Source organism: Pseudomonas frederiksbergensis (assembly GCF_017114915.1).
Classification (GTDB): Bacteria; Pseudomonadota; Gammaproteobacteria; order Pseudomonadales; family Pseudomonadaceae; genus Aquipseudomonas; species Aquipseudomonas frederiksbergensis_I.
This window is the reverse complement of sequence record NZ_JAAUOE010000002.1, coordinates 138,700-151,434: the sequence shown is the minus strand read 5'-3', so window position 1 is coordinate 151,434 and position 12,735 is coordinate 138,700. Positions and strand designations below refer to the sequence as shown.

Below are 12,735 nucleotides of genomic sequence, written 5' to 3'. Positions count from 1 at the left end.
GAATTACCGGGCAGTCGGGAGGCGGTACTGACCATCCTTGCCGTGCGCTGCCGTGGCACGATTGCCGCGCACGCTGATCATCTGTTTGATGTCGATCCAGTCAATGCCCTGAGCCTTGAGCTTGGGCAATTCACGTTCAAGCACCGCTAATGTCTGCGGATACGGATGCCCGATCATCACCGCCGAACCCTGCTTGCGCGCCAGGCTGATCGCGGTCTGTAGCTGAGTGAAGATCGCGGCTTCAGTGGGCTCATCGTCCAGGAATACATCCCGCGAAACGCTCGCCAGACCAATCTTCTGCGCCTCGGCGGCCGCCACGGTTTGCGCGCTGGTGCGGCTGTCGACGAAAAACTTGTGTCGACGCTGCAGGTCCGCCATCAGCCAGGCCATCGCCGGTCGCTGAGCGGTCATGCGGCTGCCCATGTGGTTGTTGATACCAGCGGTGTATGGCACGACCTTGAACGCCGCGTTCAGGCGTTTCTCGAGTTCTTCGATGGAAAGGTCGGGATGCCAGGCAAACGGTCCGGTGGCCGGAGCCATGGGCATGTGCAGGATGACGGTCTTGCCGGCGCGATGGGCTTGGCGGGCGAAGTCGGTGGCGTGGGGCGTGTCGGGCATGATCGCCGTGGTCACCGGGCCGGGCAGGGCCAGCACGCGGCGATCCTGGGGCAGGTTCTGCCCCAGGTCATCGATGATCAGGCTCAGGTAAGCCTTGTGAGGTGTGGTCGCTGTCGTGACGGGCGCCGCGTGAGCCACACCCGCCAGACTGCACAGCAGGCCGAGGAGTAACCGCAGACGCATCTCAGTGGCCGCGGGTGATGCTCAGTCCTTTGAGCAGGCTCAGGGCCTGGGCCAATTGGTAATCGTCGTCCTGCGGCATGGCCTTGGCTTTGCCGCCGGAACCGGTCGGTTTGTCGGCGCCGCCGTTGCCATTGCCCAGGTGGCCTTGCAGATCGGCTTCCTTGAAGTATTCGCCGTCCTGCTCGTTGGTGATTTTGGCCTTGCGCACTTCGATGTCCGGGACGATGCCCTGAGCCTGGATCGAGCGGCCATTGGGCGTGTAGTACAGCGCCGTGGTGATTTTCAGTGCGCGTTCGTTGTTCAGCGGCAACACGGTCTGGACCGAGCCTTTGCCGAAACTGGTGGTGCCCATGACCACCGCGCGTTTCTGATCCTGCAGGGCACCGGCGACAATTTCCGAGGCTGAGGCACTGCCGCCGTTGATCAGTACGACCATTGGCACCGCTTCGCTTTCGTCCTTGCCGGTGGCGGAGAAGCGCAGTTCGGAGTTGGCGATGCGGCCCTTGGTGTAGACGATCAGGCCCTTGGTGATGAAATGGTCGACCACTTCCACCGCCGATTGCAGCACGCCGCCGGGGTTGTTACGCAGGTCGAGGACGATGCCGCTGAGCTTCTTGCCGTTGTCCTTGCGCAACTTGGCCAGGGCCTTGGAGACCTCTTCGCCGGTCTTGACCTGGAACTGGGTGATGCGGATGTAACCGTAGCCGGACTCCAGCAGCTGGCTCTTCACGCTCTTCACTTGGATGATGGCGCGGACCAGCGTCACGTCGAACGGCGCGCCGCCGTCGCGTACCAGGGTCAGGGTGATCTTCTGGCCGATCTTGCCGCGCATCTTGTCCACGGCTTCGGTCATGCTCTGGCCGCGAGTCGGCTGGCCGTTGATCTTGACGATGAAGTCGCCGGCCTGGATGCCAGCCTTGGAGGCCGGGGTGTCATCGATGGGCGACACCACTTTGATGAACCCGTCTTCGGCGCCGACTTCGATGCCCAGGCCGCCGAATTCGCCGCTGGTGCTTTCCTGCAACTCAGTGAAGTCTTCCGGGCCCAGATAGGCGGAGTGCGGGTCGAGGTTGCTGAGCATGCCTTTGATGGCGTTTTCCAGCAGGGTCTTGTCGTCCACCGGCTCTACATAGGCGGCCTTGATCCGGTCCATGACTTCGGCAAAGGTGCGCAATTCGTCCAGCGGCAATGGCGCCTTGGTGGTCGCAGCGGTGCCGGCAGGCGCGACCGCCGGGGCCGGTTGAGCGGCAAACGCCAACGGCGCGCCGATCACCAGGGCGATCGTCAGGGCCAGCGAGGTAAGGCGGGACAAATGCAGCATGTCGAACGAACTCCTAATGTAGGTGACTCAACGCCTATCCTTGCGCGCGGCACCATTGCGCCGGATCACTCGGGTGACCCTGCTGACGAATAGCGAAATACAGTGCTGGTGTGTCCTGCCCGCCACTGTTACCGACAGTGGAGATGGACTCACCGGCTTTTACCACGTCACCGGCCGACTTGAGCAGCGTCTGGTTGTGACCGTAAAGACTCAAGAAACCGTTGCCGTGGTCGAGAATCACCAGCAACCCGGCCCCACGCAGCCAGTCGGCAAACACCACGCGACCGCCGTGCACGGCATGCACCTGGCTGCCGGCGGAGGCGCTGATCATCACGCCGTCCCATTTGGTTCGGGCATCGTCGCCACGGGTTTCACCGAAGCGCGCCAGCAGTCGACCATCAACCGGCCATGGCAGTTTGCCGCGGGTGGAAGCAAAGGGGCCGCCAAAGGTCTCGCCTGAACTTGAAACCAGAGCACCGGGTGTCGATTTGGCGGGTTTGCGTGGGGCGTCGCTGGCGTCTGCCGCAGCCTGAGCCTCACGTAACCGCTTTTTTTCGGCTTCCTGCTGGGCGATCAGCGCTTTTTGCCGCGCTTCTTCTGCCTCACGGGCCTGACGGGCCAAGGTTTCTTCGATAGTTTTAAGGACTTTAGACAGGTCCGCCTGATCCTGCTCGCGGGCGGCCAGTTTCTGGTCGCGAGCCTTAACGTCGTCATTCAGCTTGGCCAGGACTTGCTGGCGCTCTTTGCGGACCTTGTCGAGCTCGTCGCGCTGGCTGTCGAGGCTGCTTTTCTGCACCAGCAACTGGGCTTGCTGCATGGCGATGTCTTTTTCGACATTGGCCAGCTGGCGCAGGGTCTCGTTGAAGTTCTTCAGCTGCTCCAGGCGGGCCTGGCTCAGGTAGTCGTAATAGGTAAGGGTGCGGGCGAATTTTTCCGGGTTCTGCTGGTTGAGCAGCAGTTTCAGATACTCCTGACGGCCATTCTGATAGGCCGCGCGGGCCTGGATGGCGATCAGTCGTTGCTGTTCAACGCGCGCGCTCTGGAGTTTTTTTTTCTCGGCATCGAGTCGCTGCAGCTCGGATTCGCTTTTCTTCAGCTCTTTTTGCAGCGCCTCGACCTGCTTCTCGAGCTTGCCCATCTCGGTTTCGGTGCCCTTGAGGTCTTTCTGCACCCCGGACTTTTCTTCCTGGAGCTTGCCCAGCAGTTTTTTCAGCTCGGCAATGTCCTGACGCGTGGCGTCCAACTGTTGTTGGGTTTGCGTGCGCTCGTCGGCAAAGGCCGGTTGGAGCAGGCATGTCAGAGCGAGGGCTATCAGGACGCGAAGCATAGAGGCGGGCGACACCAGGGAAAGGGACGGGCCTAGTATGCCCGCCAAGCGCAGCAAAAAAAATGCCCAATTGGGGTTGTGTGATAACTGGACTGAAAACCAATGTGGGAGCGAGCCTGCTCGCGATTGCATCAGTACATTCAACAAGGATGTTGACGGTCAGATTGCTATCGCGAGCAGGCTCGCTCCCACAGGGTTTGGCGGTGTTTGAAGAGGCGGATTACACCAGAATCGAAGTCCCGGTCATTTCCACAGGCTTCTCAAGCCCCAGCAACTTCAGCATGGTCGGCGCCACGTCCGCCAGCACGCCGCCTTCGCGAACCTTGAGGTCACGCTTGCCGACATAGATGAACGGCACCGGCTCGGTGGTGTGCGCGGTGTGGGCCTGGCCGGTGGAGGCGTCGGACATTTGCTCGACGTTGCCGTGGTCGGCGGTGATCAAGGCTTCGCCGCCGACTTTTTCCAGCGCATCGACGATGCGGCCGACGCAGGTGTCCAGGCATTCCACGGCTTTCACTGCCGCCTCGAACACACCACTGTGGCCGACCATGTCACCGTTGGCATAGTTGACCACGATCACGTCGTAACGCTGGTTTTCGATGGCGTCGACGATGCGGTCGGTGACTTCCGGGGCGCTCATCTCGGGCTGCAAGTCGTAGGTGGCGACTTTCGGCGACGGGATCAGGATGCGTTCTTCGCCCGGGAATGGTTCTTCGCGACCGCCGGAGAAGAAGAAGGTCACGTGGGCGTACTTCTCGGTTTCGGCGATGCGCAGCTGCGTCTTGCCGTTTTTCGCCAGGTAATCGCCCAGTACGTTGTCCAGGCTGCTCGCGGCGAAGGCCGACGGCGCGGGGATGCTGGCGGCGTATTGGGTCAGCATGACGAAACCGGCCAGTTTTGGCTGGCGAGCACGTTCGAATTCCTTGAAATCGTCTTCGACGAACACGCGGGTCAGTTCGCGGGCACGGTCGGCGCGGAAGTTCATGAAGACCACGGCGTCGCCATCTTCCACCTTCACTGGCTCACCGATGCTGGTGGCTTTGACGAATTCGTCGCTTTCGCCACGTTCGTAAGCGGCTTGCAGGCCTTCCTGTGCGGTGGCGGCGTTGAATTCGCTGGTGCCATCGACAATCAGGTTGTAGGCCTGGGACACGCGGTCCCAGCGGTTATCGCGGTCCATGGCGTAGTAACGGCCAATGATGCTGGCGATCCGGCCTTTGCCGAGCGCCTGGAAGGTTGCGTCCAGCAACTCGATGGACGACTGGGCGCTTTTCGGCGGCGTGTCGCGGCCATCGAGGAAGGCGTGCAGGTAGATTTTCTCGGCGCCGCGCTTGAAGGCCAGTTCCGCCATGGCGACCAGGTGGTCCTGGTGACTGTGAACACCGCCATCGGACAGCAGGCCCATGAAGTGCACGGCTTTGCCGGCAGCGACGGCTTTATCCACCGCGGCGCAGAGGGTCGGGTTCTCGAAGAACTCGCCGTCGCGGATCGCTTTGGTCACGCGGGTGAAGTCCTGATAGACCACCCGGCCGGCGCCGAGGTTCATGTGGCCAACTTCGGAGTTGCCCATCTGGCCGTCCGGCAAGCCGACGTCCATGCCGCTGCCCGAGATCAGGCCGTTCGGCACGGTGGCCCACAGGCGGTCCAGTACGGGCTTCTTCGCCGCATAGATGGCGTTGGATTCAGGGCTCTCACTGTGACCGAAGCCGTCGAGAATAATCAGGACCAAAGGTTTAGGCGTGGTAGTCATGGATTCCACTCGTGGCTGAATTAAAAGAGGCGATGGAAAAGGGAGTAGGAGTTTAAAGCGAAGTTCCGACCGCGTCACCGCCGGACGGGGTTTGGCCCACCATAGTGGCTGTGTATACTGGCCGACATTTTAACGCCCTGGAACCTCCTTCGATGGTTGCTAACCTGATTCAATTTGCCACCAACCACTATCTGCTCGTCGGTATCTTCGTCGTACTGCTGGCGTTGCTGATCGCTTATCAGATGCAAGGCGGCGGCCGCAGCCTGAGCACCGGTGAACTGACCGGGCTGGTCAACAAGGACGCAGGCGTGGTGATCGACATTCGTCCGAGCAAGGATTTCGCCGCCGGTCACATCGTTGGCGCGTTGAACATTCCTCAGGACAAACTGACCGCACGCGTCGGCGAACTGGAAAAGCACAAGGCCAAGACCATTATCCTGGTCGACGCCATGGGCCAGACTGCCGGCACTCATGCCCGTGAACTGGTGAAAGCCGGTTTCACCGCTGCCAAGCTGTCTGGCGGTATTTCCAGCTGGAAAGCCGACAATCTGCCGCTGGTGAAGTGATATGAACAACGTCGTCGTCTATTCCAGCGATTACTGCCCTTATTGTTCCCGAGCCAAGTATTTGCTCGAGAACAAAGGCGTGGCCTTCGAAGAGATCAAGGTCGATGGCAAGCCGCAGGTGCGTGCCGCGATGGCTCAGAAGGCCGGGCGTACGTCCGTGCCGCAGATCTGGATCGGCAGCACACACGTGGGCGGCTGTGATGATTTGTTTGCCCTGGAGCGCGCCGGCAAGCTCGACGCCCTGCTCAAGGCCTGACTGCCTTACTCAACCATAGCTAACTCTATAAGACCCGAGATCAGAAAGGATCTGAGATGACTGACCAACAGAACACTGCAGCTAGCGAAGAAGAAAACGCACCGCAATTCTCCTTGCAGCGCATCTACGTACGTGACTTGTCCTTCGAAGCCCCGAAAAGCCCGGCGATCTTCCGCCAGCAGTGGGAGCCGAGCGTCGGTCTGGATCTGAACACTCGCCAGAAGGCGTTGGAAGGCGATTTCCACGAAGTCGTGCTGACCCTGTCGGTCACCGTGAAAAACGGTGAAGAAGTGGCGTTCATTGCTGAAGTGCAACAGGCCGGGATCTTCTTGATCAAGAACCTGGACGCGGCTTCGATGAGCCATACCCTGGGCGCGTTCTGCCCGAACATCCTGTTCCCGTACGCTCGCGAAACCCTGGACAGCCTGGTGACCCGCGGTTCGTTCCCGGCCCTGATGCTGGCCCCGGTGAACTTCGACGCGCTGTACGCACAAGAGCTGCAACGCATGCAGGCGGCGGGCGAGACTCCGACCGTTCAATAAGCGTTCGATGCCGTAACGAAAAAAGCGCCGTAACAGGCGCTTTTTTCTTGGGCGGTAGATGATCGTTCCCACGCTCTGCATGGGAATGCCTCTAGGGAGGCTCCGCGTCCAGTGACGCGGAGCGTCACGGGCTGCATTCCCACGCGGAGCGTGGGGACGATCAGTCGCGGGGTTACTTGAACCCGAGCTGGCGCCAGGCTTCGTACACGGCGATGGCCACGGTGTTGGACAGGTTCAGACTGCGGCAGCCTTCGCGCATGGGCAGGCGCAGGCGTTGTTCGCCGGGCAGGGCATCAAGCACTTCGGCCGGCAAGCCACGGCTTTCCGGGCCGAAAAGGAAGGCATCGCCTTCGGCGAAGCTGACCTCGTGGAACGGCCGCGAGCCCTTGGTGGTAAAGGCGAACAGCCGAGGATGACCGAGGCTTTCCAGACAGCTGGCGAGGTCTGCATGGCGTTGCAGGGTGGCATACTCATGGTAATCGAGGCCCGCCCGGCGCAGGCGCTTGTCGTCCATCTCGAAGCCCAGCGGTTCGATCAAATGCAGGTGGCAGCCACTGTTGGCGCACAGCCTGATAACGTTGCCGGTGTTCGGCGGAATTTCTGGTTGAAAAAGGATGACGTGAAACATGCACGGCTCCGAAGGTAAAGATGAGCAGCATTCTACGCCGCAAGCGGATCCCCGTTCGAAACTATTCCCGCGGGTGATGGGTTCGCTGGCGATTGTCGGGGTGATGGTGGGTTTGATGATCGGTCGTCTGACTGCGCCCGACCCCAGCGTTTTGCAGCAGGTCGAGGTGACCGACGATGGGCTGGTGGTGTGGTTCAACAACGAACCCAAAACCCACGGCGAGTTGGTCGACGGCAGTGTTGCATTGCTGTTTGAGGCTGAAGGCCGTGCGCAGAAAGGTCAGCTCAAGCTCAATGGCAAGGACGTGAACTGGCGAACGCGTTTGAGTGATGAAGGATTGTTGCTGACGGTGGTGGCGGCCCGGCCACTGCAGGGCGAGTGGGCCGGTAGCGAGGTCGATGACCGCTGGCGGCTGGAGATCCATCTCCGAGAGCAATAAAAGAGGGAATCCCCGGCCTGCCTGTACCAAGGTTCCCCAAAACGGGAGGGCTCGCGCATTGCGTCGTGAGCCAGGTGTAAAGAGGGAATCCCCGGCCTGCCTGTACCAAGGACCCCAAAACGGGATGGGCTCGTCGCTGTTGCGGTATGAGCCTGGTGTAAAGAGGGGAATCCCCGGCCTGCCTGTACCAAGGTCCCCGAAACTGGGTAGTGAATCGAATCACTGATTGGGCTATTGCAGGGGGCGTGCCAGTTTTTAACGGGTTGAAGCAAAAAGTCGCTGCGCAGCGCTGAAGGCCCCGTGTTCCGGGGCTTTCGTGTTTTTTCGATAGAGGTTCGATTGCGAACGCAGGCGGGATTTCGGATCTGTTGCCGTGCGCGATTGCGGTTCACGGTGCATTGCGGCGGTGCACAGAGGGTCTATTTGATCGTTCCCACGCTCTGCGTGGGAATGCAGCCCGGGGCGCTCCGCGTCCCTGCCGAAGCGGACGCGGAGCGTCCATTGAGGCATTCCCACGCGGGAGCGTGGGAACGATCAGGTAAGGGAATTAACCCTCATCCCCCTCATCATCATCCCCAGCATCAACCTTCATCCCCAATTCCTTGATCTTGCGCGTCAAGGTATTGCGGCCCCAGCCCAGCAGCACGGCGGCGTCGCGACGGCGGCCGGCGGTGTGTTTGAGGGCGGTTTCGATCATGATCCGCTCGAAACTCGGCACGGCGCTGTCGAGCAGGCTCGACTGACCGCGTGCCAGGGCCTGATCGGCCCACTGGCGCAGTGCCTGTTCCCAGTTGGTCACCGGTGCCGAATCCTGCGGCAGGCTCAGCAGCTCCGGCGGCAGGTCGCTGATGTGCACTTCACGACCCGAAGCCATCACGGTGATCCAGCGGCAGGTGTTCTCCAGCTGGCGCACGTTACCCGGCCATGGCAGGTTTTTCAGGTATTCCTCGGTTTCGCTTTTCAGCAGCTTCGGTTCCACGGCCAATTCTTGCGCGGCGCGGCTGAGGAAGTGCTTGGCCAGGGTCGGGATGTCTTCGCGACGGTCCGACAGCCGTGGAATGTGGATGCGGATCACGTTGAGGCGGTGAAACAAGTCCTCACGGAATTTTCCGGCATGCACCAGGGTTTCCAGATTCTGGTGCGTCGCGGCGATGATTCGCACATCGACCTTCACCGGCACATGACCGCCAACGCGGTAAAACTCGCCGTCCGCCAGTACCCGCAGCAAGCGGGTCTGAGTGTCCGCCGGCATGTCGCCGATTTCATCGAGGAACAGCGTGCCGCCATCGGCCTGTTCAAAACGCCCGCGACGCAGATTGGCCGCGCCGGTGAACGCGCCTTTTTCATGGCCGAACAGCTCGGACTCCATCAGATCCTTGGGGATCGCCGCCATGTTCAACGCAATGAACGGCGAAGCCGCCCGTGGGCTGTGACGGTGCAGGGCGTGGGCCACCAGTTCTTTACCGGTACCGGATTCGCCGTTGATCAGCACGGTGATGTTGGAGTGGCTCAAGCGCCCGATGGCGCGAAACACTTCCTGCATCGCCGGCGCTTCGCCGATGATTTCCGGGGTGCGGGTCAGCGTTGGGACGACTTCCAGGCCTTGCTGTTCCTGAGCGTGCTGATTGGCGCGCTTGACCAGCGATACGGCTTCGTCGACGTCGAACGGCTTGGGCAGGTATTCGAACGCGCCGCCCTGATAGGACGCGACAGCGCTGTCCAGATCGGAGTGCGCGGTCATGATGATCACCGGCAACCGTGGGTGTTGTTCGCGAATCCGCGCCAGAAGGTCCAGACCGCTGGCACCCGGCATGCGGATGTCGGAGATGATCACGTCCGGCTGCTGGCGCGCCAGGCGGCTCATCACGCCATCGGCGCTGTCGAAGCTTTGCGTGGTCATGCCCTCCTGCTGCAAGGCTTTTTCCAGGACCCAACGGATAGAACGGTCGTCATCGACGATCCACACGGTTTCACTACGGCTCATGTCGATGTGGCTCCTTGTTCCAGTGGCAGAAAGATCGAGAACGTGGTGTGGCCTGGATGGCTGTCACATTCGATCAGGCCCTGGTGCTGGCTGATGATGTTCTGGGTGATGGCCAGGCCCAGCCCGGTACCGTCCGGGCGGCCGCTGACCATGGGGAAGAAGATGGTTTCCTGCAGCTCGGCGGGGATTCCCGGGCCGTTGTCGATGATTTCGATCTTGGTCACCAGGCGATGGCGCACGTGGCCGATGGTGAACTGGCGCATGGTGCGGGTACGCAAGCTGATGCGGCCAAGGCGCAGTTCGTTCTGGCTGCTGATGGCCTGCATCGCGTTGCGCACGATGTTCAGCACGGCTTGAATCATCTGTTCGCGATCGATCAAGACATCCGGAATGCTTGGGTCATAGTCGCGCACCAAAGTGATGCAGCCCTGACTTTCGGCCTCCACCAACTGACACACACGTTCCAGCACTTCATGGACGTTGCACATGGCCAGCGACGGCAGCTTGTTGGAGCCGAGCATGCGATCCACCAGGTTGCGCAGGCGATCGGCCTCTTCAATGATCACATTGGTGTAGTCGCGCAGGCTTTCCTCCGGCAACTCACGGGCGAGCAACTGTGCCGCGCCGCGAATTCCGCCCAGCGGATTCTTGATCTCGTGGGCGAGGCCGCGCACCAGCATCTTGCTGGTTTCCTGCTTCGACAGCTGCGCCTCTTCCTTGGTGATCCGCAGCAAGCGGTCGCGGGGATGAACCTCCAGCAGCAGCATCGTGTCGCCATTGCTCAGGATCGGCGTTACCGCGTAGTCGACGGTCAGGGTCTGGCCGGTGAGGGCGGTGAGCATCGCTTCGCGCTTGGTGAACGGGTGCGCCTGCTCGACCGCCTGACGCAGGGAGTTCAGCGCTTCGGTGGATTCGGTGAACAACTCACTGATGAACTGCCCATGGCTGCGCTGGCCGCTGATGGCCAGCAGCATCTCCGCCGCGGGGTTCATGTATTCGAGGCGCAGTTCGGCGTCGAGCAGAATGGTGGCGGTGGTCAGGTTGTCGAGTAGCAAGCGGTGCAGTGCGTCGCTAATGGTCATCAGGACCTCTTTGGAGCCGGGCGCGCGAAAGGAAACAAGCGCTGATACGAGGAAAATGCAAAAACCAAACCAAGGCTCCGAAAAGAAGCGTTTAGAGCCTGAAACAGGCGTTTTACGCTCGTTTGCGTGGCGTTCTGCCAGTTTTTGCGAGTACTTTCGAACCAAAATGGGTTGAAATGTGAGTACGGTGCAGATGAGTGCACCAATAGAGTGCGCCAACCTGAACGAAGTTAGAAGAAGCGCAGCAAGGAGCTTCTTTCTTCTTCAGGCTTGTCTTTGAGAGGGCATTCCGGCCGTTGGCCGTAGTCGGTGAGGGCGCAAGGTTTGGCCTGGCGTTTCTGCGCGAGGGAGATACGCAGCATGTGGAACGGCTGATTGGCCGTGCGTTCCACGGTGCGGCCCTGTTCGTCGAGGATTTCCACCGACAGGTTGTGACTGCCGCGGTCGATATTGCTCAGGGCGAACACCGGGCTCGGGCCGGGCTCGGCGGTGGGCTGGCCGTCCAGCAGCAAACGGTAACGATGACCCTGTTGCAGGCCGGGTTCGCTGGTAACGCTGACGATCAATTCACCGGCACTGCTACGGATCGTGGCATCCGGTTCCGGCACCAGTACCCGAAGCATGTCGTAATGAAACAGTGGTTTGGCTTTGGTTTCTTTCGCTGCCGTCACGGGGGCGCCGCTCGGGTTGGCCGACATTCGATTGCTTGTCGCCAGTGGCACACGCTTGGCGTTGCGGGTGCCCGGCTGATCGGTGAAGACTCGATTACCCTGGGCGTCGACGTAGGTAAAAACCTCAGCCATTGCCGGCAGACTGAGCAGGCACGCGACCAACAGCCAGATCCTCAAGGCTTATGCACTCGCTGCACGGTGAAGGTCACGGTGGGGCTCTGTTGCACGACCTTTTGCCCATCGATCACCTGAACCGCGAGGTTGTGCTCGCCACGGTCAATGTTCACCAGTTGCAGAGTCGGTACGTTGCTCGGCTGGCCGTAGGGTTGATCATCCAGCAACAGCCTCAATCGGTGAGTGCCTTGCAGGCGCGGTTGAATCAGTACACCGACGGTGAACGTGCCATTGTTGGCGCGCAGGGCTTCTTCGGTGGGCAGGCCGGTCAGTTCCAGCACTTGATAGGCGCTGCCGGGCTGTTCGCGGCTACTGGCTTGCGCCGGCGCTACCGGCTCGCTTGGCGACTGGCGCTCGACGCTGTTGAGCGGTGGTAATTCCACCAGTCGAGCGTTAACGCCATCGGGCGGTTGATTGCTGTAGGCGGTGTTGCCGTTGGCGTCGGTGTACTTGTAGATCTGCGCGGCGGCGGGCAGAGCGATCAGTACGAGCAGGCATAACAACAATGAGCGCATTGCAGGCTTCCATTGGCCGTTGGGCAAGTGTCCGGCCCTGTTCCGTTCGTGGCGACTAAGCGCTGAGCATAGAGCACCTCAGCGCATATCGGCAGGCCGGCTCAGCGGCTGGCGCTGCACAACTCGGCGGTGGCGCGTACCCGGGCGAGCTCGCGCAGTGGCGCCTGGGCGCCGGTTTTATTGGCCTTGGCCAGCCAGGATGCGCACTGCGGATCGTTGCGATAAGGGCTGAAATCGGCCAGTTGTTGCAGCAGGCGTTTTTGTAACTGATCAAGTTGCGGGCGGATCTGCCCGACGAGGTCGGGGCGAGGATCGTCGGGTGCCTTGCCTTGCGCATGCCAGTCAGACAAATGCGCGTATTGCACCAGTTTGTTGGCCTCGATCTGCGCCGAGAAAAACTGTTCGACGGCTTCATTGCTCAATTTATAGGCAGGTGCCAGGGCGACGGCTCCGGCAATCACCTCGCGCTCGCGTTGACGGTCTTCCACAGGTTTGCCGCTGTCCCATTTGCTCAGCGCGACCTGGTCGGCAATCGCCAGGCGCTCCTCGATGGTGCCAAGCAACGGAGCGAGGGCGGCAGGTGCCGGGCTGGCAAAAGCGCTGTTGGCCAGCAAGGCAGTGAACAAGGCAAGGCATGGGCGTAGACGCATGGGGGGGCTCGGCTTTATCGGATGAAGGG

14 protein-coding genes are annotated in these 12,735 nt (G+C 61.0%); 4 read left to right on the top strand and 10 right to left on the bottom strand.

Going from position 1 to position 12,735, the window contains the following annotated elements:
• Positions 1 to 3: 3 nt before the first annotated feature.
• The 4 genes from HCU66_RS02170 to gpmI all read right to left on the bottom strand — a co-directional run bounded on the left by HCU66_RS02170 (position 4) and on the right by gpmI (position 5,199).
• Positions 4 to 801 carry a divergent polysaccharide deacetylase family protein gene (locus HCU66_RS02170; protein ID WP_205886857.1) on the bottom strand — a complete coding sequence of 266 codons (798 nt, stop codon included), beginning with the start codon at positions 799 to 801 and terminating at the stop codon, positions 4 to 6.
• 1 nt (position 802) lies between these two features.
• On the bottom strand, positions 803 to 2,122 hold the full coding sequence (locus HCU66_RS02165) for a S41 family peptidase (RefSeq protein ID WP_205886855.1): 1,320 nt from the start codon (positions 2,120 to 2,122) through the stop codon (positions 803 to 805).
• Between the two features lie 34 nt (positions 2,123 to 2,156).
• Positions 2,157 to 3,449 carry a murein hydrolase activator EnvC family protein gene (locus HCU66_RS02160; RefSeq protein WP_205886853.1) on the bottom strand — a complete coding sequence of 431 codons (1,293 nt, stop codon included), beginning with the start codon at positions 3,447 to 3,449 and terminating at the stop codon, positions 2,157 to 2,159.
• A 220-nt stretch (positions 3,450 to 3,669) separates the two neighbouring features.
• Positions 3,670 to 5,199, bottom strand: coding sequence for a 2,3-bisphosphoglycerate-independent phosphoglycerate mutase (gene gpmI / locus HCU66_RS02155; protein WP_205886851.1), 1,530 nt, complete (start codon positions 5,197 to 5,199; stop codon positions 3,670 to 3,672).
• A gap of 152 nt (positions 5,200 to 5,351) precedes the next feature.
• On the opposite strand from gpmI, the gene HCU66_RS02150 reads away from it, so the two are divergent.
• The 3 genes from HCU66_RS02150 to secB are packed head-to-tail and all read left to right on the top strand — an operon-like array spanning position 5,352 to position 6,563.
• A complete protein-coding gene (locus HCU66_RS02150; protein WP_205886850.1) occupies positions 5,352 to 5,765 on the top strand; it encodes a rhodanese-like domain-containing protein in 414 nt (137 codons plus the stop codon).
• Between the two features lies 1 nt (position 5,766).
• Positions 5,767 to 6,021: a glutaredoxin 3 gene (grxC, locus tag HCU66_RS02145; RefSeq protein ID WP_053153180.1), complete on the top strand. Its 255-nt coding sequence runs from the start codon at positions 5,767 to 5,769 to the stop codon at positions 6,019 to 6,021.
• Positions 6,022 to 6,077: 56 nt separating this feature from the next.
• Positions 6,078 to 6,563, top strand: a complete 486-nt coding sequence (gene secB, locus HCU66_RS02140) for a protein-export chaperone SecB (RefSeq protein WP_007939439.1) — start codon at positions 6,078 to 6,080, stop codon at positions 6,561 to 6,563.
• Positions 6,564 to 6,735: 172 nt separating this feature from the next.
• Here the strand turns inward: secB and trmL are convergent, their stop codons facing one another.
• Positions 6,736 to 7,191 (bottom strand): tRNA (uridine(34)/cytosine(34)/5-carboxymethylaminomethyluridine(34)-2'-O)-methyltransferase TrmL, encoded by a 456-nt coding sequence (gene trmL, locus HCU66_RS02135; protein WP_205886849.1) that lies wholly within the window; start codon positions 7,189 to 7,191, stop codon positions 6,736 to 6,738.
• On the opposite strand from trmL, the gene HCU66_RS02130 reads away from it, so the two are divergent.
• Entirely contained in the window at positions 7,190 to 7,630 is a 441-nt protein-coding gene (locus tag HCU66_RS02130) for a hypothetical protein (protein WP_205886848.1), read from the top strand. The genes trmL and HCU66_RS02130 overlap by 2 nt on opposite strands.
• Before the next feature lie 547 nt (positions 7,631 to 8,177).
• Here HCU66_RS02130 and ntrC read toward each other — a convergent pair.
• The 5 genes from ntrC to HCU66_RS02105 form a co-directional block, all read right to left on the bottom strand.
• Complete coding sequence (gene ntrC, locus HCU66_RS02125; protein WP_205886847.1) at positions 8,178 to 9,614, bottom strand: nitrogen regulation protein NR(I); 1,437 nt, start codon at positions 9,612 to 9,614, stop codon at positions 8,178 to 8,180.
• The gene (glnL, locus tag HCU66_RS02120) at positions 9,611 to 10,696 is read right to left on the bottom strand and encodes a nitrogen regulation protein NR(II) (protein ID WP_205886846.1); all 1,086 of its coding nucleotides are present in this window, start codon (positions 10,694 to 10,696) and stop codon (positions 9,611 to 9,613) included. Before glnL ends, ntrC begins: the two co-directional genes overlap by 4 nt.
• A 230-nt stretch (positions 10,697 to 10,926) precedes the next feature.
• Positions 10,927 to 11,544 (bottom strand): DUF4124 domain-containing protein, encoded by a 618-nt coding sequence (locus HCU66_RS02115; protein ID WP_277397038.1) that lies wholly within the window; start codon positions 11,542 to 11,544, stop codon positions 10,927 to 10,929.
• A complete protein-coding gene (locus HCU66_RS02110) occupies positions 11,541 to 12,056 on the bottom strand; it encodes a DUF4124 domain-containing protein (RefSeq protein ID WP_205886843.1) in 516 nt (171 codons plus the stop codon). The genes HCU66_RS02115 and HCU66_RS02110 overlap by 4 nt, the downstream gene beginning before the upstream one ends.
• Before the next feature lie 101 nt (positions 12,057 to 12,157).
• A complete protein-coding gene (locus HCU66_RS02105; protein WP_205886841.1) occupies positions 12,158 to 12,706 on the bottom strand; it encodes a chorismate mutase in 549 nt (182 codons plus the stop codon).
• Positions 12,707 to 12,735 lie beyond the last annotated feature (29 nt).

What these genes read in the sequence shown, in the direction of transcription:
- HCU66_RS02105 (WP_205886841.1), bottom strand. Translation starts at nt 12,706, where the DNA reads ATGCGTCTACGCCCATGCCTTGCCTTGTTCACTGCCTTGCTGGCCAAC.
- HCU66_RS02165 (WP_205886855.1), bottom strand. Translation starts at nt 2,122, where the DNA reads ATGCTGCATTTGTCCCGCCTTACCTCGCTGGCCCTGACGATCGCCCTG.
- glnL (WP_205886846.1), bottom strand. Translation starts at nt 10,696, where the DNA reads ATGACCATTAGCGACGCACTGCACCGCTTGCTACTCGACAACCTGACC.
- gpmI (WP_205886851.1), bottom strand. Translation starts at nt 5,199, where the DNA reads ATGACTACCACGCCTAAACCTTTGGTCCTGATTATTCTCGACGGCTTC.
- ntrC (WP_205886847.1), bottom strand. Translation starts at nt 9,614, where the DNA reads ATGAGCCGTAGTGAAACCGTGTGGATCGTCGATGACGACCGTTCTATC.
- grxC (WP_053153180.1), top strand. Translation starts at nt 5,767, where the DNA reads ATGAACAACGTCGTCGTCTATTCCAGCGATTACTGCCCTTATTGTTCC.
- secB (WP_007939439.1), top strand. Translation starts at nt 6,078, where the DNA reads ATGACTGACCAACAGAACACTGCAGCTAGCGAAGAAGAAAACGCACCG.
- HCU66_RS02110 (WP_205886843.1), bottom strand. Translation starts at nt 12,056, where the DNA reads ATGCGCTCATTGTTGTTATGCCTGCTCGTACTGATCGCTCTGCCCGCC.
- HCU66_RS02160 (WP_205886853.1), bottom strand. Translation starts at nt 3,449, where the DNA reads ATGCTTCGCGTCCTGATAGCCCTCGCTCTGACATGCCTGCTCCAACCG.
- HCU66_RS02150 (WP_205886850.1), top strand. Translation starts at nt 5,352, where the DNA reads ATGGTTGCTAACCTGATTCAATTTGCCACCAACCACTATCTGCTCGTC.
- HCU66_RS02130 (WP_205886848.1), top strand. Translation starts at nt 7,190, where the DNA reads ATGCACGGCTCCGAAGGTAAAGATGAGCAGCATTCTACGCCGCAAGCG.
- trmL (WP_205886849.1), bottom strand. Translation starts at nt 7,191, where the DNA reads ATGTTTCACGTCATCCTTTTTCAACCAGAAATTCCGCCGAACACCGGC.
- HCU66_RS02170 (WP_205886857.1), bottom strand. Translation starts at nt 801, where the DNA reads ATGCGTCTGCGGTTACTCCTCGGCCTGCTGTGCAGTCTGGCGGGTGTG.